Below are 23769 nucleotides of genomic sequence, written 5' to 3' on the forward strand. Positions count from 1 at the left end.
GAATGGAGCATCTTTTTATTTATTAATATATTTTATACAGATGAATAACAAAACAAAAAATAAAGACTTGTTCCAAACTGTTTTTGAAGCTTCTGTCGAAGGTATTTTAGTTGTCAGAAAAGATGGGCATATTTTAATGGCCAATCCTGCTTGCGAACATATTTTTGGTTATGGCGCTGGAGAGTTACTGGGTAATAATATTGATATTTTAATTCCTAAAAAATATAAACAACCACACGAGAAACATATAAAATCCTATTCTGAGAACCCCAAACCCAGAGCATTAAATAAACATCTTGATTTATGGGGAATTAAAAAAAACGGAACAGAATTTAGTTTGGATATTAGTTTAAGTCCAACGCTATTTGAAGGAGAACATGTGACTATTGCTTTTTTAAGAGATGCCACAATACGTAAAAGCAATTTTGAAAAACTTAAACAAACAAACGATAAGCTGATTGAGAGCAATCGTAAATTTAATACCTTGATTAATAATGTGAAAGGTATTTTATTTCGCTGTGAAAACAATAGAGATTATACCATGCATTATATCAGCGAGGGGTGTTTAGAAATTACAGGTTATCCATATGAAGATTTTAAAAACAGAACTATAATTTATGGAGACCTTATTTTGGAAGAAGATCGCGAAAGTGTCTGGGAACATATACAAACGGCCATAAAACAGAGAACATCCTATGATTTTGAGCATGGCATCCAACATAAAGATGGTAGTATAAAGTACGTTTGGGTAAAGGGCGAAGCCATTTATAACAACCAAAATGAGGCAATAGCCTTAGAAGGCTTTGTAACCGATATAACCGTGCAAAAGGAGCAGGAACTTACTATAAAAGCAAACGAAGCCAAAATGAAAGCTTTGATATCTGCTATGCCGGATATGACCTTCATCCAAGATCGTAAGGGCAATTATACAGATTGGTATGCCAACAATCCAACAAAATTATTTATGCCACCGGAAAAGTTCATTGGCTTAAATATGAAAGACGTATTACCATCCCATCTTTATAAAAAAATGATCGTGTCTCATCAAAAAGCCATAGAGACCGGAGAAATGCAAATTGTAGAATATAGCTATAAAGGTGAAAAGGAAATAGAACATTATGAGGCACGTGTGGTACTTATGAGCGACCATAGCCTTCTGACCATCATTCGGGATACCACTGAGAAACAAAAACTAAAAGAGAGAATCGAGGAGGAGGAGGTGAGAAGTAAAGCTATTTTAGCTGCTCTTCCAGATTTGATTTCGGTCCAGGATGAACATCAAAACATAATTGAATTGTATGCCCAAAATCCTATGTGGTTACCAAAGCCAAAGGAACAAATGCTGGGCAAAAATATCCTGGAAATTGCACCTTCAATGGTGTATAGAAAATTTATCCAAGCTTTTAGGAGAGTCGGAAAAACAAAGACGATGGAAGTTCTTGAGGTAGAAATAGACACTCTATCCGGACCGATGGTCTTTGAGACCCGTTTGGTGCCATTGGGCAAGAACAGAACGTTGACCATAGCCCGGGATATTACAAATAAAAAAGCCCAAGAGGAAGAACTGCTTATTAAGGACAGGGCATTGGCTTCCGCTAGCAATAGTATTGTAATTTCAGATGCTCAAAAACCAGGAACACCTATAGTTTATTGTAACGAGGCTTTTGAGAAATTGACAGGATACAATAAAGACGATATCTTAGGTAAGAATACCCATTTTTTACAGAATGATGAAAGAGATCAAGAAGAGATCACTATAATGAAAAATGCCATTTTAAATGGCCAAGCTTGTAATGTCGTGTTACGTAACTACAGAAAAGATGGGACTCTCTTTTGGAATGAGGTGACCATAACGCCTGTACATAACAAGGAGAATAAATTAACCCATTTTATTGGTATTCAGAACGACGTAACAAATAAGGCTAAAGCAGAAGACCTAAAGGATAGAACCCAAGAAATATTAGAATTAATAGCGCAATACAAACCTTTAAAAACCATTGCTGAAAAAATTATTGAAACGGCAGAAGCACATCTTAAAAATTGCATGGGTTCTATTTTACTTTTGAATAATGAAGACAAATCATTGCACGTATTGGCAGCACCAAAGTTGCCAAAATCATTCTGCAATTGTATTGAAGGCACTGTAGTTGGTCCAAATGTGGGATCTAGTGGTACTGCGTCATTTTTGCGAAAAGATGTTATTGTTTCTAATATTGAAACTAGTGTGCTATGGAGAGATTATAAAGAAATGGCCAAAAAGAATGGTTTAAAATCTTCTTGGGCATTTCCTATTATGTCATCTACCAATCAAGTGTTGGGTACGTTTAGTGTTTATAGCGCATTTACAAAGCAACCTTCAACCAACGAAAAAGAAATGCTTTTAGATTTGACCTATCTGGCAAGTATTGCCATTGAAAATCATAATCACACTATGATGTTGGAAAAGAATAAAAAGCAGTTAGAGAAATATGCTCAAGAATTGGAAGATAAAGTTCAAGAGCGCACCCAAGAAGTTATGGCAACTGTAAAGGAATTGGTGGCATCTAATCTCCATCTCGAAGACCAAATACTCCTCACCAAACAAATAGAAAGTGAAGTTGTGGCAAGTCAGAACATGGCCTCAGCAATTGCTAAAAATTTCCCAAATGGCTTTGTTGTTGTCGTGAACAAGGATTTTAAAGTACTCTTTGCCGAAGGTGAGGCTTTAACTCAATTAGGATTAAAACAGTTCATTACCAACGGTACAATTCTTAAAGATATTACTGTTTTTTCTGAAAAACGAAAAGCACGAATTAAAGAAAATTTCAAAAAAACACTTTCTGGACAGTACCTCTCTTTTGAAATCTCTTATAAAAACAGATATTTCGCTACAAATACTGCCCCTTTATTTGATGATAATAATCAAATAAGTTATGCATTGCACGTTTATAACGACATTTCCAACCAAAAGGAAATTGAATTTAAGATACAAAGCGCCTTAAGAAAAGAGCAAGAATTAAACGAATTGAAGTCGCGTTTTGTTTCAATGGCCTCTCATGAATTTAGAACTCCGTTAAGTGCCATACTTACATCTGCAATTTTAATTGGTAAGCAAAATGATCAAGGGAATGAGATTAAACGAGAAAAGTATGTGGCTCAAATTGAAAAGAATGTGGATAATCTTGTGTTGATCCTTAATGACTTTCTCTCCTTGAGCAAATTAGAAGAAGGACAGGTAGTACCAACGCCAAAACGAATCGACTTAGTTTCTTTTTCTAAATTGATAATTAAAGAAATCTATCCAACCTTAAAAGCAGGGCAAGGAATTGATTTTAGGAGTGATAGTGAAGTACTCTATGTGGATTTGGACGAAAAATTATTACGTCTTATTCTAAACAACCTATTGTCCAATGCATCAAAATACGCATTGGAGTCAACACCGATAGATTTTAAAATCTCCCAAACCCAAGCCAAGGTGATCATAGAAATTTCAGATCAGGGCATTGGTATCCCAATAGAAGAGCAACAGTTTTTATTTGATCGCTTTTTTAGGGCAAAGAATGCTGCCAATATCGAAGGCACAGGATTGGGTTTAAATATTGTAAAAAGTTACACCGAATTGATGAATGGGAGGATTCGTTTTAGAAGTAAATTAAATAGTGGCACTACGTTTTGGGTTGAATTTCCTCTAAAAGCAAATAAATGAAATGGCGTGAGATTGCCAAAGACTTGATGATGATTAATAAATATGTCTATGAAAAAAGTACTAATAATTGAAGACAATGTGGATGTTCGCGAAAATACTGCCGACATTCTAGAGCTTGCAGGTTATAAAGTTGCCACCGCAGAAAACGGAAAAATTGGACTTGAAAAAGCAAAACAGCTACTTCCTGATGTTATTGTTTGTGATATTATGATGCCAGAAATGGATGGCTATGAAGTATTACGTGACTTAAATAAAAATGCAAAAACAGCAAGTATTCCATTTGTTTTTCTCACCGCCAAAACAGAAAGGACAGACATGCGGAAAGGTATGAATTTAGGTGCAGACGATTATTTGACCAAACCTTTTAGTGAAAACGAATTATTAGAGGCTATAGAATGCCGAATGAAAAAACACGACTTTTTGAAAAAGGAATACTCTAAAACCATTGAAGGCGTTTCCGAATTTATTGAAGCGGCCTCAACCTATATGGATTTAGATCATTTATCCAAAGACTATTCGCCACAAAAATTCAATAAGAGAGATGTCATCTATATGGAAGGGAGTGCGGCCAACTCCCTGTATTTCATACACAGCGGCGTTGTCAAGACCTATAAATCTACTGAAAAAGGAAAAGAGTTTGTAACAGGCTTGTGCAGTGCTGGACATTTTTTTGGCCAGTTATCATTATTGACGGATACAGGTAAATACATTGAAACTGCTACGGTGCTTGAAGATGTTGAACTTTACGAAATTCCCAAATCGGATTTTAAAACCCTCATGCATGGAAACAAAGAAGTTGCTAATAAGTTTGTAAGCTTAATTTCTAACAATCTGGTGGAGACGCAAGAACAAATGGTAAATGTGGCGTATGGAACTGTAAGGCAACGTGTAGCAAAGGCATTGTTAGATATACATAACCAACGTATTTTAATCGATAGTGAAGATAAGGGTATTAGCATTGCTAGAGAGGATTTTGCAGGTCTTATTGGTACGGCAACAGAAACAGCCATACGTATGCTCACCGACTTTAAGGATGAAGGTTTAATAACCATTGGGTCTGGCAGAAGAATTGTATTGGAAGATATAGAAGCCCTTGAGGAAATTGTGATATTTGGGTAGGAAAAGAACAGTACGACTCAATGAGGTAAAACTTATTATATGGTCTACTTCAATACTCAACTGCTCTATGTTCAACCAATGGGGCTAACAAGAGTATCGATTTAACCCAACGGGTGCGATTTTATAACATTGCTAGTTGCCCCATTTGTTTTAGTTTTTTCTCACTAGATTGGCTTTGTTCTGTTATAGTTTGAATGTATGGCAACAATAATTCCTGGACAAAGCCATTGATCTCTATTTTTGCAATCGCGCGTTTTTCTTTTTTAGATCTTCCAATTTGGCCTCCAAAGAGGTGATGATATCTTCAGCCTTATAGCTCATGTTGGATAGGGTAGCATCTAATTTTTTCTCGAAAGCTATCTTTTTTTCGTTTGCAGTTTTGGTAAGTTCTTCTTTGGCATGTTTTAACCGATCTGAAATTTCGTGTGTCGCATCGGTTACTGTCAGTTTTATTTTTTCCCTGGTTTCACTTCCTTTATTTGGAGCAAATAAAATACCGAGTCCTGTGCCAATTGCTGCACCAGTTAAAAACGAGAGAACTAGTTTTACATTATTGTTTTTCATGATATTGATTATTTGAGTTATTTCTATACAGTAAAAATATAAAGAGAAAGTGGTGTACAAAATGATGTAGCTCAGTTGTTGTTCTTATGATGACTTTCATACTTCATAATACTAGCAGTCCTTCTGATGCCAATTGACCTACATCATTTCTAATGCTCAACGATCGCGCTATATTGGGTTAACATTTGGTTTTACACCATATTTTTATTGTTGATAATGACATCAGATAACTATAATACAAGGCAGAAACAGGTTTATTTTAAAGCTTTTCAAGAACTTCCACAACTAGAGAATGTTTTGGAACAGATTAAAGAAAAAAATGCTTCTGAATTTCAGATGACTATTTTAGGAAAGGTCATCCAATTTTATAGCGATAAAGACATGGAAATTCCAGAGAATACTTCTTATATAAAAGCATATTGGAAAGATTTGTTGGGCAAAACCGTAAACTTTGGACAGTTTTATAATCCGGAAAGTGGATTTATTTTTATAGTGGGTCCTTTGGTATCTACATTTCTCCAAAAAATAAACGGGAGGTATTTAGCTACCCTATCTTCTGGACCTTACGGAATTTTTAGGGGAATAGGAGTAACTGAAACCGAGGCAACAACCTATCTGAGACTCTTGGATAGCGGCCAATATTTATTAATTTTAAGAGGTTTTTCAGACGAAATACAAAAATTGGATATGATTCTTAATAGCCCTGTTGAGTGTTAGGGTTTATAGGAACCCACAAATATTTTGTGTGTTATAAATAGCTTTAAAACAGAAACGAGAAGTCGTAACTTCTCGTTTCTTATGAAGTGATCATTATGTTTACCACTGTTTAATTGTTTAAACCAACCTATCTCAGACTATTAAACAAATAAAGCGCTGGTTACATAGATTACCACCTCATATGAGTTACACTTTGCTTTTCAGCTGTTGGTAACCATAGCTTTTAGGATAATCTGGGACATTTTACTGTCCCAGATTCTTGGAGCAAATTATTCTTTGGAATCTTTAGACATTGCATACACTTTTTAAGAAAGTCAACACAGTACACTTAAAGCTTTTACAAGAATATTGCTGCCATGGGGATGTTGTTCGATCCTACATCAAGTAATTGTTTTTCAAAAAAGGTATTTTGATAATCTTATTCACAATTTCGAGACGAAAAATAAAAGAACAAATGACCACCAAAATTGGACACGATAATTCTATCATAAATGTTCAAGATAAAAACTGGAAGCCGAAACTTCCAGTTTCCTTTTGGAACGATTCATTTTATTCGTAGGTTCAATCGATTCATTTTGTATTTTATTTTCTAAAATTCTAAAACACTCAACTAGCCAATCTTAATAAAATAAACTCAATCGTTCCATCTTAGTTATACTTGCTTTACAGTAGTTGATAGCCAATGTTTTAAAATAATCTGGGACACTTTACCGTCCCAGATTACTGGTACAAATTATTCTATGAAATTTTATGCTATTATACACTTTGAAAAAGTCAATATAATAACTCAAATTTTTAAGAAACCTTTGATACCCAAGATTCCCCTGTACATCTACAGCAAGAACCTATATTATATGTTTTCAATGAACGGTCTAACCTGTAATTATACTGCTAACTTACAATGGTTTATGGTATTAGGAAATGACCTAGGTCAGTTGCAGCATTTTTTAGCTTTTTTTAGAAAAGAAACTGGAAGCGGAAACTTCCAGTTTCCTGTTGAAGCGATTCACTTTATCTCTACCAACAAACAGCCGATCAAGTCCTCCATTTCTGGAAATTTTGAAAAACACCGATCTTGATAAACTAAATTCAATCGCCTCATACCGGCTATACTTTCTTTGCAGTAGTTGATAGCCAATGTTTTAAAATAATCTGGGACACTTTACCGTCCCAGATTATTGGTGCAAATGAGTCTATGGAATCTTTAGGCATTATACACTTTCTAAAAAGTCAATATAATAACTCAAACTTCTAAGAATCCTTTGTCACGCAGGATTCCCCTGTACATCTACAGCAAGGAATCCATATCTTTTGTTTCAAAGAACAACTATAACATATATTATAATACCAATTTACAATGGTTTATCGTTTTAGGAAATGACCCAGGTCAGTTGTACGATTTTTTAGAATTTTTTTTTAAAATAGAAACTGGAAGCCGAAACTCGCAGTTTTCTGTTGAGACGATTTATTTTATTGAACTTTCTGTTTTCTTACGATTAATGAAAGAATTTAACATGTAATAGTTCGCAAGTGTTCAAACATCTCTTAAATCAAAATATGAACCTCAAGATCATGTTGCATACCATCATCTTTTAATGGAACAACAGCTCCTTTGCCTTGCTCATTTTCCATTTTCCACCACGAACCTTCAATATCTTTTTTCTGATATATTGTGATGTTATAGGTGGTCGTTTTGAAGCGGTAATGGATTGTGACTGAAGGCCATTCTTCAGGATAGCAGGGTGTAAATTTAAGTTGATCTACCAATAGTTCCATGCCTAGCATCGAGCTAATAATAAATTGATTCATCCAGCCTGCTGAACCTGTGTACCAGGTCCAACCGCCACGGCCGCGATGGGTTTCGTTCGCGTAAACATCCGCAGCCATGACATAGGGCTCTACTTTATAAACCTGTACATCATCTTGTTTTAGAGCATGATTAATGGGTTGTATCATACTAAAGAGTTCATAGGCAGTCTTTCGGTCCCCAAGCGCAGCAAAAGCCATTAAGGTCCAGATGGCGGCATGGGAATATTGTCCTCCATTTTCTCTTACACCGGGCACATATCCTTTTATATATCCGGGATTCAAATCAGATTTATCAAACGGCGGATCGAGAAGCTGGATGATTTTTATATCTCTTCTAACCAAGTGTTTATTTAAAGACTCCATCGCTTGAATTCTTCTTTTCTCCGGAGCAGCATTAGTCAATACAGACCAGCTTTGAGAAATGGCATCTATGCTACATTCATCATTTATCTTTGATCCAAGTGGTGTTCCGTCATCAAACCAGGCACGTCTATACCATTCGCCATCCCAAGCAGATTTCTCAATATTGGCTTGTAATTGAATAGCCTCGTCTTTACAGGTGGCTGCAAATTCGGCATCACCATACTGACTAGCTACTTTCTCAAAGTTTAAAAGAATGTCATATAGGAAAAATGCCAACCACACACTTTCACCTTTACCTTTATTCCCTACTTGATCCATACCATCATTCCAATCTCCGGAACCCATTAACGGTAAGCCATGTTTTCCGAATCGGAGACTATGTTTTATGGCAAGTCGACAATGTCGGTATAAATCCGTGCTTAAACTTCCGCTCGTCGGTAGGTCATAAAGTGAATCTTCTCCGTCAAGCAACAGTCTGGATTCTAAAAATCCAGTGTGCTCTTTCAGGATTCCCAAATCGCCCGTAGCATTTAAATATCTATAAACCGCAAATGGCAGCCATAACAGATCGTCAGAACAATTTGTACGCACACCTCTTCCTTCTGGCGGATGCCACCAATGCTGAACATCTCCTTCTATAAATTGTCGTGAGGCATTTAAAAGTATTTGTTTCCGTGCCAATTCGGGTTTATTGTGCAGTAAAGATAGTATATCTTGAATCTGGTCTCTGAAACCAAAGGCCCCTCCAGATTGATAGAATCCACTGCGGGCAAATAACCTGGAAGCAATAGTTTGATAGGTAAGCCATCCATTGGCCAGAAGATTTAAGGCATCATCTGGAGTCTGAACCTGGACCGTATTTACGATCTCATTCCAGTAATCCTTAATCTGATCAAAAGATTGATTGACGCTATTCAGGTCTGAAAAGGTTTGAATGAGCTTAATCGCTGAAGATGTGTTATCACCACTGCCAATTAAAAAAGCAATCTCTCTTTCTTCCCCCGGCAGCAAATCAAACTTTCCTTGTAAACCTGCGCAGGTGTCACGTCCGGCACCAATTTTTCCTCTAAGATCCTGGCGGTACAAGGCCTGAGGATTGGAAAGGCTTCTGTTTCTGCCAATAAAATTCGACCGGTCAGTGGTATTGCTAAACTTACTCACTCCAATAATTTTAAAAAATGCCACCCGATTGGCAAAAGCATCATTGTACCTGTTTCGAAATAACAAGGCACCATTCTGAACATCATACTCTGAAAGAATATGCATATTGGTTTTGGATCGGACATTGCCTAAAATAATTTCCAAGTACCCTGTAGCAGAAAGTTTTCTTTGCTGGTCGGTATTATTTTTTATCCTAAGCATTACAAATTTAATGGGTGCCTCTTTGTCCACAAACACTTTCATTTCGGAAGATATCCCGTTTTCTATATGATCATAGTTGGTATAGCCAAAGCCATGTGTAGCAATATAATTTGTTTTTCCTTTTACGGGAAATGGCGCTGGTGACCAAAATAATCCGGTTTCTTCGTCCCGAAGATAAAAAGCTTCACCACTGGTGTCCGATACTGGATCGTTATGCCAGGGAGTTATGCGATATTCATGCGCATTCACAGCCCAGGTATAGGCCGAGCCACTTTCTGAAACCACGGTTCCAATGGTCGGATTTGCAATGATATTAACCCAAGGGGCCGGCGTGGTTGCTTCATTATCAATTAGAATCTTATATTCTTTTCCATCTGCAGTAAAACCTCCTGTTCCATTAAAAAATTTAAGGTCGGTTGGCATCACTACATTTTCGAGATTATTTTTTTCGGAAGTCTTTTGTTTGACATCTAATAATGGAGAAGAACCTATTTCTCTATACAACTTTGAAATTTGCTTTGATAGGGGGCCATTATTGTCAGTGATAATTACCTTGGCAACACTTTCAAATAGGATATGGTCCTCTGAGGTAATTTGATCGATTGATTTTACATATATTTTTCCGGGGATATGGCTAGTTAATGTGTCACCAGCCGAAATCATTCCTACAATCTGATCTTGTAATTCATGTCGGTATGATCCATGGTCCTCATTCCAGATCACAAGATCTACAGACAATCCTTTTAATAGCCAATAACTATGGGCCTTGATCATTTGAGTAACTAAATCCAGGTTTTCCAAATTATATATTTGTAATAATACAATTGGTAGGTCGCCTGATATTGAATGGCTCCATAGTCCAGATTGACCTCTAAAATTGCTTTTGATCACTGCCTCATTGGCGCGCAATGCCGGATTGGAATAAATAATCGAAGCAGCTAACTTTCCAAACATCTGCGCTTCTGCTTCTGTTGCATTGATCTGTCTTAATAATACTTGGCTATGTGTCCATGAAAGGTCCAGAGCTCGTTTTCTAAGATTTTTATCTCTGTATTTATGCATGAGCGTCTCACTCTCTTGACGACTTTCGCAAATACCATATACGAGATTGATTGTTGCGGTGGTGTGTGGCTCAATGATTATACGCTGTTTGGTAGCCATAACAGGATCCAAAACTGCTCCCTGATTGCCAGCCAATTTACCGATATCCAACGCCTGGGGATGGGTTAAGGATTTCCCTCTTCCAATAAATTGCATCCGGTCTGTTTCAAAGGAAACTTCTTCCACGTGTGCTCCGTATACATCCATGAGATGAAAAAAATGAGGAGGTACTTCGTTTTTAGACCGGGGCCTTCTCGTGCCAAATATGGCGTTGTATTCCGGTTGTATCTCTGTTTGGACAAAGAGGTTGCTAAATGCCGGATGTGACTCATCGGAGGCATGAGTGGCCAGAACGATCTCTGCGTAACTGGTAATTTCCATAGTTTTTGGAGATTGCGACCGGTTTGTAATCCTGATTTTTCTGATTTCTACATTATCCTCAGGGGATATCACAATTTGGGTTTTGGTTTCAAAATCAAAATCCTGTCTGCGGAACTCAACCATGCCCTGAGAAAATATAGCCTCATAAATTTTGTAAGGTTGAAGGGTAGGATTATAGGTGTTGGACCAAAAATGTCCACTGTCCACATCTTTTATATAGCAAAAGATGCCGTAATTATCCTTTATGGCATCTTCCCGCCATCTGGTAACAGCTAGGTTTTTCCAGCGACTGTAACCGCCTCCAGAATTGGTCACCATGACTTGGTAATCACCATTACTGAGCAATTGTAATTCAGGGATTGGCGTATTTGGCGTATTTGTAATTCTTAATTGTGCATCTGCGGCACTGGTGTGCATATCAGTTATTTTAGCGGTATGTGCGTAAAAAATGGATCTTTTTGGAATACGTTCCTGTAGGAGAAGTTCGGTCGCCTGAAAGCGCAATTCTGAGGCAAATCGATTTTGCATGGGTTTGTTTAATAAAACATAGGCAAAGGATAGAAACCCCATCCCTTGGTGGTGGGCCATATAGGAATTGATGGCCACATGTTTTTCGCCACGCGGTAAACGTGATTTGGTATAATCAATGGCTTCTAAAAAGCCATATTCGCCTTCAAAACCTTCCTCCGATAAACGCTTTAAATTGGATGTTGCCTTTTTAGGCTCAACCATTAAAGCCAGCATAGTGGCGTAAGGCGCTATGACCAAGTCTTCCTCTAGTCCACGTTTTAACCCTATCCCGGGCACACCGAAAGCTTGGTATTGATAATTCAGATTGGTATCCACACTGTTGTATCCAGATTCTGAAATGCCCCAAGGAACATCACGTTTTTTAGCATATTCTATCTGTCTTTTTACCATGGCAATATTTGTTGCATGCAATAAAGTATTTTCATATGTTGGCATTACTAATTGAGGCATTAGATATTCAAACATCGAACCACTCCATGACAGTAGGATAGCACCATATTTCGAATCGGTAAGCAATCGGCCTAAGGAGAACCAACTTTCCTGGGGTAACATTCCCTGCGCAATGCCAACAAAAACGCCCATTCTTGCTTCTGAAGCAAGCATATCATAAAAGCTATCATCTCTTCTCAATTCATCTACATTATAACCAATTGAAAGATGCTTGGTGTTTTTGTCCAACAGAAATTCGTAATTCACGATACTCAATTGCTCTAATTGTTCGGCTAATTCCTCATAATAGTTGAATTTTTCCGGAATAGAATTTTTCGCGCTTTTTAAAGCAGTTTTTACTTTAGCCAGCCAGTCAATATCTTTTTCGTCACTTGTTTCTTTTTGGTATTGGTCAATCTGTTGACTCAACTCTCCATTCATTTCGTGGAGAGAAAGAAGAGAGTGATTGAGATCTAATGGCGACAAACTGCCAAACGATTTGGGAATTGGCAATAGATTGAGCCAAGGAATTTGCCTGTATAAATCTTCCCGGGTGTTTGCTATTTGATTTTTTAATTTTAGTTTCCATTTTCCAATTTCATTATTTTCATCTACCTCGCTTATTTTATCACAGAGAGCCATCAAATCATCTAAATGCCCTTTAATTTCAGACAAAGAATTATTTTTCTTACGGCTAATTTCTTTCAAAAAACTCGCTATATTTTCAATAGTGTCGTCTTTTTCCTCTTTCAGCACATCCTGAATAATTCCTAGTGTAGAGCGAAGACCGTTAAAACTTTCAGGATTGAAAACAGGATTCGATTTACACGCCAAAATGCCTTGTCGTAAAATGAGAAGATGCCCGACCAGATTTCCACTATCAACTGTGGATACGTATGCGGGTCTCAGTATGTCTAAGGTGCGGGTATCATACCAGTTGTAAAAATGGCCTTTATAACGTTCCATTTTATGCAATGTCTTTAGGGTGTTGCTGCATCTAAAAAGCATTTCTGTCATGGTAATATATCCAAAATCGTATGCTGCAAGGTCCGCCAGCAATGAGAGGCCAATATTTGTAGGCGAGGTACGGTGCGCGATTACTGGATTAGGGTGTTGTTGGAAATTGTCCGGTGGGAGCCAGTTTTCTCCTTCATTCACAAATTCTTCAAAAAAGCTCCATGTTTTGCGGGCCGATTTATGAAGGAATATTTTCTGAGTCTCATTAAGATCTGGCGCCTCTTCTCTTTGTGGTAAACTTAACCTCCAGGCAATAACAGGAGAAAGAAACCATAATATTAGGATGGGCGAAGAAACAAAAAACGCGGGTAAATTATTATAAAGAAATAAAGTAAGACACAGAAAAGACAATGCTGGGCCAATCCACATTTTACGATAAATGAACCAACTGTTTTTTTTAGTGTGCTGGGAAGCGGTGGCAGAAGGAGTCCATTCTAAAAGTTTTTTACCACTAACGAGCATTCTCCAATTGGTTCGGATAATAGCATCTGTAAACCGGTAAGCTTCATAGGGCAATACTGCTATCCCAAATATAAAGCGCAATAAAACTTCCTTGACGGAACTGCCCACTTCCGAAATATGGGCATTAAACTCTAAGTCTTCCGGGCGGCGGAATAACTGTAAAAAAGCCGCTGCCATAACGGGCAATAGTATAATAATGGTCACAGCAAGGGTCCAAAACCAAGGCTTGGGTAAAATGAACCAGCCCAGCATTAATATTAACAAAAGAGAAAGGGCCAACAAGCTTCTACGCAAATTGTCAACTATTTTCCAACGGGATAAGAGTGAAAGTTTATTCCTGACAACTTTTCCTTTTTTATTTTTTACATAGGGCAATATCCACGCTGCTATTTGCCAATCGCCCCTGATCCAGCGATGTTGGCGTTTTATATCTGCTTCATAACTGGAAGGATTGTTTTCATATACAATAACATCGCTTAATAAACCGGAGCGGGTATAGCAACCTTCCAATAAGTCATGGCTAAGGATGCGATTTTCAGGAAAACGTTCGCCCACCACTTTTTCAAATATATCCACATCGTAGATACCTTTTCCAATAAAGGAACCTTCTTCAAAGATGTCCTGATAAACATCAGAAGACGCCTTGGTATAAGGGTCTAGGCCTTTCATATCGCCTTGCAGGCGCAAATAAAGAGAGGTTTTGCCTTTAGGGAAATTAGAGGCTACTCTTGGCTGCAAAATTCCATAACCCTGTACCACCCGTTTTTTACTTTCGTCGTATACAGCACGATTTAAGGGGTGTGCCATGGTTGCAATTAATTTCCATGCGGCCTCCCTTGGAAGTTGAGTGTCTGAATCAAGTGTGATTATATATTTTATATTTTTCAGATTTGCGTAATCTCCGATAATCTGACTGAAATTATTTTCACCTTCATCTCTTAACAGGGTATTTAAGGCAGAAAGCTTCCCCCTTTTTCGTTCATACCCCATCCATTTACCTTCTTGGGGGTTCCATTTTCTCGGTCGGTGAAACAGATAAAAAATATCCGGCTTTCCGGGTTGGTTGTATTTTTCATTCAATTGCTGAATCCTTTGACTCACCAGGTTGAGAAGAAATCTGTCATCAGGCATATGTTCAGAGTCGGCATCAGTAAAATCAGTCAATAGACTGAAGTATAAATTTCTTTCCCGGTTGGCTAAAAATCGAATTTCGAGCGCTTCCACATTTGCTTCAATATCATCTTTTCCAGATAGCATTGTTGGAATGGTGACCAGGGTACGGTATTTGACAGGGATCCCTTTTGAGAAATCGAATTTGGGTAATATTCTGGGTTTGATCCATATAGTTGCCAACCAATTGGTAAAGGAAATCGCCAAATGAGCAGCACCGGCCATACATATCACTGCAACCAGAATGAGAAATTGCCAACTAAAATCGCCATAGATCCAAGCTACCGACAGCATTCCAAAAGCGATGGCCAATGTAAGAATGGTTATAAAAGAAAGGTAGATGAAAACTGGCCTTTTTTCCATAAAGTTGGTCAGGCCTTGTTTTGTATTAAAGCGCATCTGGGCAGCCTCTTTTAATTGATCAAAGCCTTCATCTATCAAGTAATAGCCTATATAAGTCTGTCTGCCATAGGGTTCGTTCCCTATATTTGTTCTTTTTGATAATTCAATAGTCTTTTGTGCAATTTCTGCTTCAGAAAGAGGGCTGCTTTTGGCAATGGTTTCAATGACATGCCTGTAGCGGTCCCGTGTAGAAAAATCCAATAGGGGATAAGTGCCTGAAGGGTCTTTCCGTAATATTTGTTCGACGATACTTGAAGATTCCACAAATTTACGCCAGTCGGTGGATCCAATAAATCGCAATGTGCCAATGCTGTTTTTAACGGATACCTGATCAGTAGCCTGTTTTTGGTTTTCTTGCCAAACCAGATCAGAACCGGCTATTCCCTGCTTGGATAATTGTTGCTCAAGCCAGCTTAGGGGTAAAGCAAAAGCAGGGCCTTTTCCTTGGAGTTTACGGGTAAATCCTGCAACAAAAGGACTATTTAAAATAGGATTGGATCTGGCCATATTTGCGATGGTCAATACCAAATTGACGGGATCTTCTTTTACGGTTTCGATCATTTGCTCACTCCAATAATCCGCAATATTATTGTCAATCATATCAAGCGCTGTTTTTTCTGCAATCCTTCTGAGATTTTCAATAACAGCAAGTTTCATCATGATCGGGATAGCCCATAATTCTCCTAGGGTCAGAATTTTTTCTGATTGATAAGCCGAGATAAAACCTTTTAATCCATTTGAGTCGACGCGACAATCACTGTGCGCAATAATTTCGAGAGCTATATCATAGACCCGTGGCATTCCGCTCGAGTTTCCATTGGCCAGGTAGGGCAGGCCTTCGCTATATTTTTTAGGTAGATGTTTTTTGGCAGTACCAATTTGCTCTTCAATCAAATAGAAATTGTCAAGGAGCCATTCTGCTGCAGGCGTTATTACTTGGCCTAAATGAATGCTTTCCACCAACAGATTGCGTACCTCAACTAGCGTTTTTTCATTGTCATCCAATCGTTCCAAAAGCTTATCCCTTCGTTTGCCTTTTAGTGCTTTATGAGACCGTGCCACTATACCGGCATGATTTCGCATTTGATCAAAATTGTATAATTCTGAGCGTATAGGGTCTGACAAGGTAGAATTTAAAAAGGCATGGCGCTTTTGGAAATATTTGCGCATTCGGGATAACATTTCGATAACTGTAGTGCTTTTAACCTTCATATTCAAGTGATAATGATTTGTCAAAGCAGAAAATAGAATGTAGTTTAATAAGTGTCATTATACCTTCAAAGAACAAATCAATAATTAATAAAAGCTTTAAGATATAGCCATTTGTAATTGCTAAAAATGATCTGGATCAGTCTGACAGGAGATTTATTTTACATGACTTTATTTCCGTATGTTATGGCTTTTTCAATTCAGTTTGTGAGGCCATAATGCATACGTCCACTTTATATTGTAAAACAGCATCAGAATGAACTTTAAGGAACAATCCGTAGTTGCCTCATAAATTTCCATCCCGAAATGGTTAATCGTATTGGTTCTTAGGATGTTCAATAACCACTTTGGCAGTCATTATTTTCGTAAGACACGTATTGATGAGCATTGGTCATGGTTTCAGGATGAATCCTATGATCGATTTGGGTATCGTCTTCTAAATTCCAAATAGTTCCAAAAGTGAGATCAACTCGTCATTTACCTGGTGTTGTTTGACCACCTCCTGAAATGGCGTTAAGTGCACTTGGTTGTATAAAACACCTGTCATCATGTTATTTTTTCCTTTTAGAAGAGCATTGACAGATGCTACTCCAAGCCTAATGCCCAACATTCTATCAAAGGCGGAAGGATTGCCACCGCGCTGTACATGGCCCAACCTTGTTATGCGTAAATCGACATGAGGATTGATTTTTTTTATATTTGAGGCAACAAGATCAGCGCCTATTTCGTCACCTTCGGAGACCACGATCAGAAAAGCATCTTCACTATCGTAATTTTTTATTTTGTCCAGCAAGTAAATAAAATCCTTGCTGCTTTCAGGAATAAGTATGGCATCTGCACCAACGGTCAGTCCTGAATGGATGGCGATGTAACCGGAATCCCTACCCATGACTTCAACAATAAAAACACGGTTATGCGATTCGGCGGTATCCCTTATTTTATCGAGATTTGAAATTGCTGTATTTACTGCGGAATCAAATCCCAAGGTATAATCTGTTCCCGAGAGATCGTTGTCAATGGTTCCTGGAATCCCCATAAAAGGGATATCGCATATCTCCGAAAAAGTTAAGAGACCCTTGAATGTTCCATCGCCTCCAATGGCTATCAGCGCGTCAATGTTATTCGCTTTAAGAGTTTGCAATGCTTTTTTACGACCGTCCAATTCCATAAAACGCTTACTTCGTGCGGTTTTTAAGATGGTACCCCCTTTTTGAGTCAGTTTTTGTAATTCGATTGACTTTAACAATACCAAATCATTGTCAATCAATCCTTCGTAGCCTTTTCGGATGCCACTTACCTTTATTGCATTGACTTCAGCAGTTTTTGCAATGGCGTACAGTGCAGCGTTCATTCCAGGACTGTCGCCACCAGATGTAAATACACCAATATGTTTTATGGATTGATTCATCGGTCTATACTATTTGTTTATTTAAATTATCCCAGTTTTATGATAACAATTGGAATCAATTTACCCAATTCCGACTAAAACCTTATTTAAAACTATAGTTATAAAAAAGTCTTTTAAGTTGTTTTGGCATTTGACCTATAACGTCATCCATTTGTCCGCTACTGACATAATTTCGTAACATATAAAATGTCGAGTAGACATCCTTCTCGGCAATTTCGTTAGAGTCAAAATCTACTAAGGAAGTCTTTTTGCTAATGGTCCTTAAATGATCAATAAAATCCTCCATGCTTTTTATCTTTTCCTTCTTGGCTTTTATGGCCCAGCCATTTACATAAATTGCTTTCAGAAACATTGGAAGTTGGGCAATTAACTGCAGGGATTCTTCCGTTGATATCATGGAGCGTATTCCGTGGAGGATGGTGATTAAAATTCGGCCTGCTTTGTCGAGGTCTTTGGTAAGACCTAACTCTTTGGCGTAGGCCTTCATAAAAGTATTGCCTTCTGCTGCGTATTGATTAAAATTTAATGCCATGGTGTTTATTTTTTAGATGAAACGTCTGTTTTAATCCCTCATTGAGGGTTTGATTCTCCGAGGCTTGCCCGCCCATATCGGTCGGACGCGCGCCTCGTGGTTCTTGATTTTAGTAGCTTGCTGTTGGTGGCTCTAAAAGTTCAAAAAACTGATCTAATTTTGGAAGAATGATTATTTCGGTCCTACGGTTTATGGCACGGCCTTGGGCTGTTTCGTTTGTTGTTTTTGGAATGTATTCTGATCGTCCTCCAGCAGTCATTCTACTTGGGTCTACTGCAAATTTGCTTTGCATTAACCGCACGATTGAGGTTGCTCTTTTTGTACTTAAATCCCAATTGTCTTCCATACATTCTGTAGCAATAGGAACCGTGTCGGTATGACCTTCTACGAGAATATCCAATTCTTTGTGATCGTTGATGATTTTTGCAATTTTTCCGATGACCTCTTCTGCTTGGGCACTAATTTTATAGCTTCCAGATCTAAACAGCATTTTATCTGAAATGGAAACATAAACCACACCTTTTTTTACTTCTATGGCAATGTCTTCATCATCAAAGTTGTCTAAAGATCGTTTTAGGTTCATAACCAAGGCGAGGTTAAGAGAATCTTTTCTTTGCATAGAACTTGTTAAATCCTTTATGTATTTATTCTGTTCATTTAAAGCTTCTAAAGATTTTTTAATGCTTTCTGCTCCAGATTTACTTACCACAGAAAGATCAGATAATCGATCTAATAAATTGGTGTTTGTACTTTTAAAATACTCCATCTGTTGGTTGAGGCTTTTGGCCTTATTTTGTTCATTGGCCAAATTGGTTTCTAATACTAAACGCTTGTTATTGCTCGTTTTCAATTCAATTTCGCACGAATCGGCTCTTTCCTGAAGTTCTGTGTATCTTTTCTGACTTACACAAGATGATAAGAAAACTACCGATAGTAGTAAGGTAATAAATTTTAGTTGTTTCATTTTTATTAAGTTATAATGGTTAATTCCTATTTGTCTTAGTGGAATGGAAATTTATTTTATTAGTTGGGAGCAAGGTTTTTATTCATAAAAAATCAAGTCACTTGTTTCACCCGATTTCATAAGATCCTTTTCCGCTTTATTGATGTTTTCAATTCCCTGTAATAGCGCATCTGGATTAAAAGAAATGCTATCAATACCTTCTTCAACTAAAAAGGAGGCAAATTCAGGATAGTCACTTGGGGCTTGTCCGCATAATCCAATTTTAGTATTGGTTTTTTTTGCTGCTTGTATGGCCATTCTGATCATCTGTTTAGGTGCTTCGTTATTTTCGTCAAACAGGTCTATCAATAATTCCGAATCCCTGTCAATGCCCAGTGTTAGTTGTGTGAGATCATTGGAGCCAATAGAGAAACCGTCAAAAATTTCAGCAAATTGTTCGGCTAAAATGACATTGCTGGGGACCTCTATCATTATAAAAACCTCCAATGCATTGTCGCCACGTTTCAATCCGTTTTCTTCCATTATGGCGAGCACTTTTTTGCCTTCTTCAATGGTTCTGCAAAATGGCACCATTACTTTTAGGTTTGTAAGCCCCATCGTATCTCTTACCCGCTTAATGGCTTTACATTCCAATGCAAAACCATCTTTGTACAGGTCGCTATAATAGCGTGCTGCACCTCTGAAACCTAACATTGGATTTTCTTCATTGGGCTCAAAATCTTTACCGCCAATAAGGTTTGCATATTCATTGGTTTTAAAATCACTCAATCTTACTATAACCTCTTTTGGATAAAATGCGGCGGCAATGACAGCAATGCCTTCTGATAGTTTATCCACGAAATACGTCTTTTTATCAGAGTATGTTTCGGTGATTTTTTCTATTTTATTCTTTACTGAAACCTCTTTTAGCTCGTCAAACTTCACCAATGCCATCGGGTGCACTTTAACTTGATGGGTAATAATAAACTCCATGCGCATCAAGCCTACTCCGTCGTTTGGATAATTGGATAATTGGAAGGCCATTTCTGGATTCGCAAGAATCAACTTAGCTTCGGTTTTTGGCATTTTAATGTTTGAGAAGTCTATTTCCTTTTTACTATAAGTGCTTTCCCCATGATAAACGTATCCGGTATTTCCCTCAGCGCAAGAAATAGTAATGGTTTCACCATCCGCAATGGCCGTGGTTGCATTTTCACACCCCACAATGGCTGGAACTCCTAGTTCACGAGCCACAATGGCGGCATGACTTGTTCGTCCTCCTTTATTGGTTACAATACCTGCTACTTGTTTTAATATCGGATTCCAATCGGGTGAGATGGTATCGGTTACTATAATGCTTTTTGGCGATAATTCAACAGCGTCTTTTGGAGATTGAACTAAACGAGCTTCTCCGACTACTATTTTAGAACCAATGGCATTTCCTTGGCATAATATTTCATTTCTCTCTAAAAGCTCATAGGCCATATGAATGTTCTTGTCCTTTAGATAATGCACTGTTTCTGCACGGGCTTCTGTGATAAACAAGCTATTGGTTAGGCCATCTTTGGCCCATTCAATATCCATGGGTTTTTGAAAATGATCTTCAATGATTTTAGCCCATTTTGAGAGTGTAATCAATTCATCATCGGACAATACAAATTGTTTTTGCTTGTCTTTTGGTGTCTCTATATTTATAACTGTTTTATCATGTTGGGCGTCGGCATAAACCATGGTCAGTTTTTTGTCGCCTAATTTTTTATGAATAATAGGATATTTATCTTGTGCCAAACTTGGTTTAAAGACATAAAAATCATCTGGATTTACTGCGCCTTGAACAATGTTTTCTCCCAATCCCCAGCTACCGGATATCAGCATAACGTTCTCGAAGCCAGATTCCGGATCGATGGTAAAACCAATCCCTGAACACCCCTTATCTGATCGTACCATCAGTTGTACAGCCACCGATAACGCAACGTCATGGTGTTCCAAACCTCTGTCTTCTCTGTATTTTATGGCGCGATTGGTGTACAAAGAAACAAAGCATTTTTTTACAGCATCCAGCAGTGCATCTTTCCCTTTTATATTCAAATAGGTTTCGTGTTGCCCGGCAAAACTCATATCAGGATCTTTGGCAATGGCGCTGCTCCTCACTGCAACCTCCTTTATGTCCTTGCCACATAGCGTAAGGTATTCGTCAAAGATTTCATTGGAAAAAGAATTTGAAAAACTTGCACCCATAATAAGTTTTCGAACTTGTTTTCCTATTTCTGTGAGATTGGAATATGTTTCTCGATCTAGTTGTGATAAAATATTTTCTATAGGTACTTGAATTTCATTTTCTTTCAGAAATTCCCAAAAAGCAAACGATGTCGTTACAAAACCATTTGGACTAGGAACTCCTTTTGGTTGGAGCTTGTTATACAATTCTCCTATGGCCGCATTTTTGCCTCCAACAATGTCTGCATCTACAATGCTTATGTCATTAAACTTTTTAACACGTAAATTCATCTTATTTTATAACTTTCTGTTTACTATCCCAAAAATACCATTGCAATAAAGGCTTTCAAATGATGTCGGTCAGTGCCGTATTTTTTCGATAGCTGACCTGGGTCATTTGGCATGGCTGGTGATTCTGATATTTTGTTTATTGATTATTAACCAAAACTGTATGACCTGTCTGTATTAAGTGATTGAAATATTGGTGAGTTCTGAGGTGAATTTTGAAGATGCCCTTAAAAATGTAGTTAAAAAAACATCTAAAAACAGTAAAACATATGACCTCCGTTTATGTAAAAGACATGCAGGAAACGGCTGAAGACAACAAAGTCATTGAGTATTGTGTAAGTAAAAAAGTGGGTTTAGGTATTTTGAAAGACTAATTCGCTAATTATCAAATTTATTCCCACCAATGGGTTTTAATACCCCGAGGCTTGCCACGAGGTTCTTGATTTTGAAGAGAAGAAGATTCCTGAAAGGATATGAGGTTGGGGAACCTTAGCTTTTAGGAATCTCTTCATTTTTTAGCATACAAATAAAGAAAGACAAATCTGAAATCAATTGAACCAAATTATTGGATAAAACTCCAAACAAAGGAAATTTATATTTCAGATTTTCTAACGGCGAAATAAAAAATGAAAACAGACATCAACCTATCAGAATTTATTGGTTCACGAACCGAATTTAAAAGAAGATTCAGTTTATGGGAAATGTATCGCTCTTTTGTTTTCCTGCCTCGGGCAATGAATAAGATGATCGGAAATAACAAAAGCAAATTAGTTGACACTGATTTTATCAGACGTTTACAATTGGCAGTAACCGAAAGCGGTTGTCCTGCCTGCTCCTATCAACACACTAAAATGGCCTTACAACAAGGCATGAGTGGCGAAGAAATAAGCAGTTTTTTAAGCGGTGGTGATCAATTCATTAAACCACAAGAAGCAAAAGCCATTATGTTCGCCCAACATTTTGCAGATTCAAGAGGCTATCCTAAAAAATATGCTTACAATTCTATTGTAAAAGAATATGGCGAAAAGGAAGCACATATTATACTGTCTGCGGTCCAAACAATGATCGCGGGCAATATGTATGGCATTCCCTATAGTGCATTTCAATCCAGACTTAAAGGAAAACCATACAAAGACAGCTCGCTGTTTTATGAATTGGGAATGCTGGTAACAGGAGTTCTTCTTTTACCAATTGCAATTATCCATGGAATACTGAGGAAGCTGGTAGGATTGTCGAACAAAAGGCTTGATAAAAGTACGATTGATGATGGGTAAATTCTTAAATTGTAACAAATTAATGTAAACTTCCATATTAAAAACGACCTCGCCTATGTTGCACATGTTTTGCGGATGCATCCATATCGATAGCGCATATGTCGAGATTTTCATGTCAACATGATGGATTTTGGACTACATATAGCCAACTTCGTTTTTTATGCCTTTCATACCGGATTGATTTTCTTTAACCTGTTCGGGTGGCTTCACCCACGAATGCGAAAGCTCAACCTTATTTCCTTGCTCGTTACTTTTGGCTCGTGGTTGCTATTGGGTTTTTGGAAAGGATGGGGTTATTGTTTTTTGACCGATTGGCACTATCAGGTGCTACGGCTATTGGGAGAAAGGGATTTGCCATCGAGCTATATCGCATTTTTGATTGAAAAAATATCGGGCTGGTTGCCCAATGCTGAATTGGTGGATTCGCTTACCGTCAGCTTGGCACTATTGGCACTGCTTTGTTCATTCTGGGTTAATTTCCGAAACCGAAAAGTAAAAGAAAAGTCAGTATAACCGCATGGTCATCAGCTTTGAAATGCCCTCTTTAATGTCGATCATCCATGTCTTTTAGAGCGCAAATTGATTAAGTCTAAAAGACAAAGTAGATGATATCGGTCATTTCACACAGTTTAATAAATCTGTATTTTTACTTCTAAGATTGCAAAAAACGGGCATAGTATACCACCTCCAGCGGATTAAACTGAACATAGCGCAGCGGGCGAAAGTGAACCACCTTGAGCGGATGAAAGTGAACCACTAAAAATCGATTCTATTTGTACAGCTTTA

General features: G+C 37.7%; 12 protein-coding genes and 1 pseudogene. 7 read left to right on the forward strand and 6 right to left on the reverse strand.

The window, feature by feature from the left end; all coding sequences use genetic code 11:
• Window positions 1-40 precede the first annotated feature (40 nt).
• Entirely contained in the window at window positions 41-3685 is a 3645-nt protein-coding gene (locus tag G6N06_RS11855) for a PAS domain S-box protein (protein WP_163516960.1), read from the forward strand.
• A gap of 48 nt (window positions 3686-3733) precedes the next feature.
• Window positions 3734-4804, forward strand: coding sequence for a response regulator (locus G6N06_RS11860; RefSeq protein WP_163516961.1), 1071 nt, complete (start codon window positions 3734-3736; stop codon window positions 4802-4804).
• 234 nt (window positions 4805-5038) lie between these two features.
• Here the strand turns inward: G6N06_RS11860 and G6N06_RS11865 are convergent, their stop codons facing one another.
• The gene (locus G6N06_RS11865; RefSeq protein WP_163516962.1) at window positions 5039-5368 is read right to left on the reverse strand and encodes a YtxH domain-containing protein; all 330 of its coding nucleotides are present in this window, start codon (window positions 5366-5368) and stop codon (window positions 5039-5041) included.
• A 216-nt stretch (window positions 5369-5584) separates the two neighbouring features.
• Between G6N06_RS11865 and G6N06_RS11870 the strand changes: the two genes are divergently transcribed.
• On the forward strand, window positions 5585-6085 hold the full coding sequence (locus G6N06_RS11870) for a hypothetical protein (RefSeq protein WP_163516963.1): 501 nt from the start codon (window positions 5585-5587) through the stop codon (window positions 6083-6085).
• 863 nt (window positions 6086-6948) lie between these two features.
• A complete protein-coding gene (locus G6N06_RS19730) occupies window positions 6949-7164 on the forward strand; it encodes a hypothetical protein (protein ID WP_205334764.1) in 216 nt (71 codons plus the stop codon).
• 466 nt (window positions 7165-7630) lie between these two features.
• Here the strand turns inward: G6N06_RS19730 and G6N06_RS11875 are convergent, their stop codons facing one another.
• From G6N06_RS11875 to ppsA, 5 genes are all read right to left on the reverse strand, one after another.
• Window positions 7631-16282: a GH36-type glycosyl hydrolase domain-containing protein gene (locus G6N06_RS11875; protein ID WP_205334765.1), complete on the reverse strand. Its 8652-nt coding sequence runs from the start codon at window positions 16280-16282 to the stop codon at window positions 7631-7633.
• 475 nt (window positions 16283-16757) lie between these two features.
• Entirely contained in the window at window positions 16758-17729 is a 972-nt protein-coding gene (locus tag G6N06_RS11880) for an ATP-dependent 6-phosphofructokinase (protein WP_163516965.1), read from the reverse strand.
• Window positions 17730-17811: 82 nt separating this feature from the next.
• Window positions 17812-18261 carry a DUF2267 domain-containing protein gene (locus G6N06_RS11885; protein WP_163516966.1) on the reverse strand — a complete coding sequence of 150 codons (450 nt, stop codon included), beginning with the start codon at window positions 18259-18261 and terminating at the stop codon, window positions 17812-17814.
• 109 nt (window positions 18262-18370) lie between these two features.
• Entirely contained in the window at window positions 18371-19225 is an 855-nt protein-coding gene (locus G6N06_RS11890) for an OmpA/MotB family protein (RefSeq protein WP_163516967.1), read from the reverse strand.
• A 78-nt stretch (window positions 19226-19303) separates the two neighbouring features.
• Window positions 19304-21712: a phosphoenolpyruvate synthase gene (gene ppsA, locus G6N06_RS11895; RefSeq protein WP_163516968.1), complete on the reverse strand. Its 2409-nt coding sequence runs from the start codon at window positions 21710-21712 to the stop codon at window positions 19304-19306.
• A gap of 263 nt (window positions 21713-21975) precedes the next feature.
• Between ppsA and G6N06_RS11900 the strand changes: the two are divergent.
• From G6N06_RS11900 to G6N06_RS11910, 3 genes and pseudogenes are all read left to right on the forward strand, one after another.
• Window positions 21976-22083 (forward strand): annotated as a pseudogene (locus tag G6N06_RS11900) (hypothetical protein); the annotation flags it as partial.
• Window positions 22084-22335: 252 nt separating this feature from the next.
• Window positions 22336-22983, forward strand: coding sequence for a carboxymuconolactone decarboxylase family protein (locus G6N06_RS11905; protein ID WP_163516970.1), 648 nt, complete (start codon window positions 22336-22338; stop codon window positions 22981-22983).
• 120 nt (window positions 22984-23103) lie between these two features.
• Window positions 23104-23496, forward strand: a complete 393-nt coding sequence (locus tag G6N06_RS11910) for a DUF2784 family protein (protein ID WP_163516971.1) — start codon at window positions 23104-23106, stop codon at window positions 23494-23496.
• The last annotated feature ends 273 nt before the right edge of the window (window positions 23497-23769 follow it).

Origin of the sequence: Gelidibacter japonicus (assembly GCF_010725055.1) — a bacterium.
GTDB classification, from domain to species: Bacteria; Bacteroidota; Bacteroidia; order Flavobacteriales; family Flavobacteriaceae; genus Gelidibacter; species Gelidibacter japonicus.

Coding starts and splice junctions, on each gene's coding strand:
- G6N06_RS11855 (WP_163516960.1), top strand. CDS start 41: ATGAATAACAAAACAAAAAATAAAGACTTGTTCCAAACTGTTTTTGAA.
- G6N06_RS11860 (WP_163516961.1), top strand. CDS start 3,734: ATGAAAAAAGTACTAATAATTGAAGACAATGTGGATGTTCGCGAAAAT.
- G6N06_RS11865 (WP_163516962.1), bottom strand. CDS start 5,368: ATGAAAAACAATAATGTAAAACTAGTTCTCTCGTTTTTAACTGGTGCA.
- G6N06_RS11870 (WP_163516963.1), top strand. CDS start 5,585: ATGACATCAGATAACTATAATACAAGGCAGAAACAGGTTTATTTTAAA.
- G6N06_RS19730 (WP_205334764.1), top strand. CDS start 6,949: ATGAACGGTCTAACCTGTAATTATACTGCTAACTTACAATGGTTTATG.
- G6N06_RS11875 (WP_205334765.1), bottom strand. CDS start 16,282: ATGCGCAAATATTTCCAAAAGCGCCATGCCTTTTTAAATTCTACCTTG.
- G6N06_RS11880 (WP_163516965.1), bottom strand. CDS start 17,729: ATGAATCAATCCATAAAACATATTGGTGTATTTACATCTGGTGGCGAC.
- G6N06_RS11885 (WP_163516966.1), bottom strand. CDS start 18,261: ATGGCATTAAATTTTAATCAATACGCAGCAGAAGGCAATACTTTTATG.
- G6N06_RS11890 (WP_163516967.1), bottom strand. CDS start 19,225: ATGAAACAACTAAAATTTATTACCTTACTACTATCGGTAGTTTTCTTA.
- ppsA (WP_163516968.1), bottom strand. CDS start 21,712: ATGAATTTACGTGTTAAAAAGTTTAATGACATAAGCATTGTAGATGCA.
- G6N06_RS11905 (WP_163516970.1), top strand. CDS start 22,336: ATGAAAACAGACATCAACCTATCAGAATTTATTGGTTCACGAACCGAA.
- G6N06_RS11910 (WP_163516971.1), top strand. CDS start 23,104: ATGATGGATTTTGGACTACATATAGCCAACTTCGTTTTTTATGCCTTT.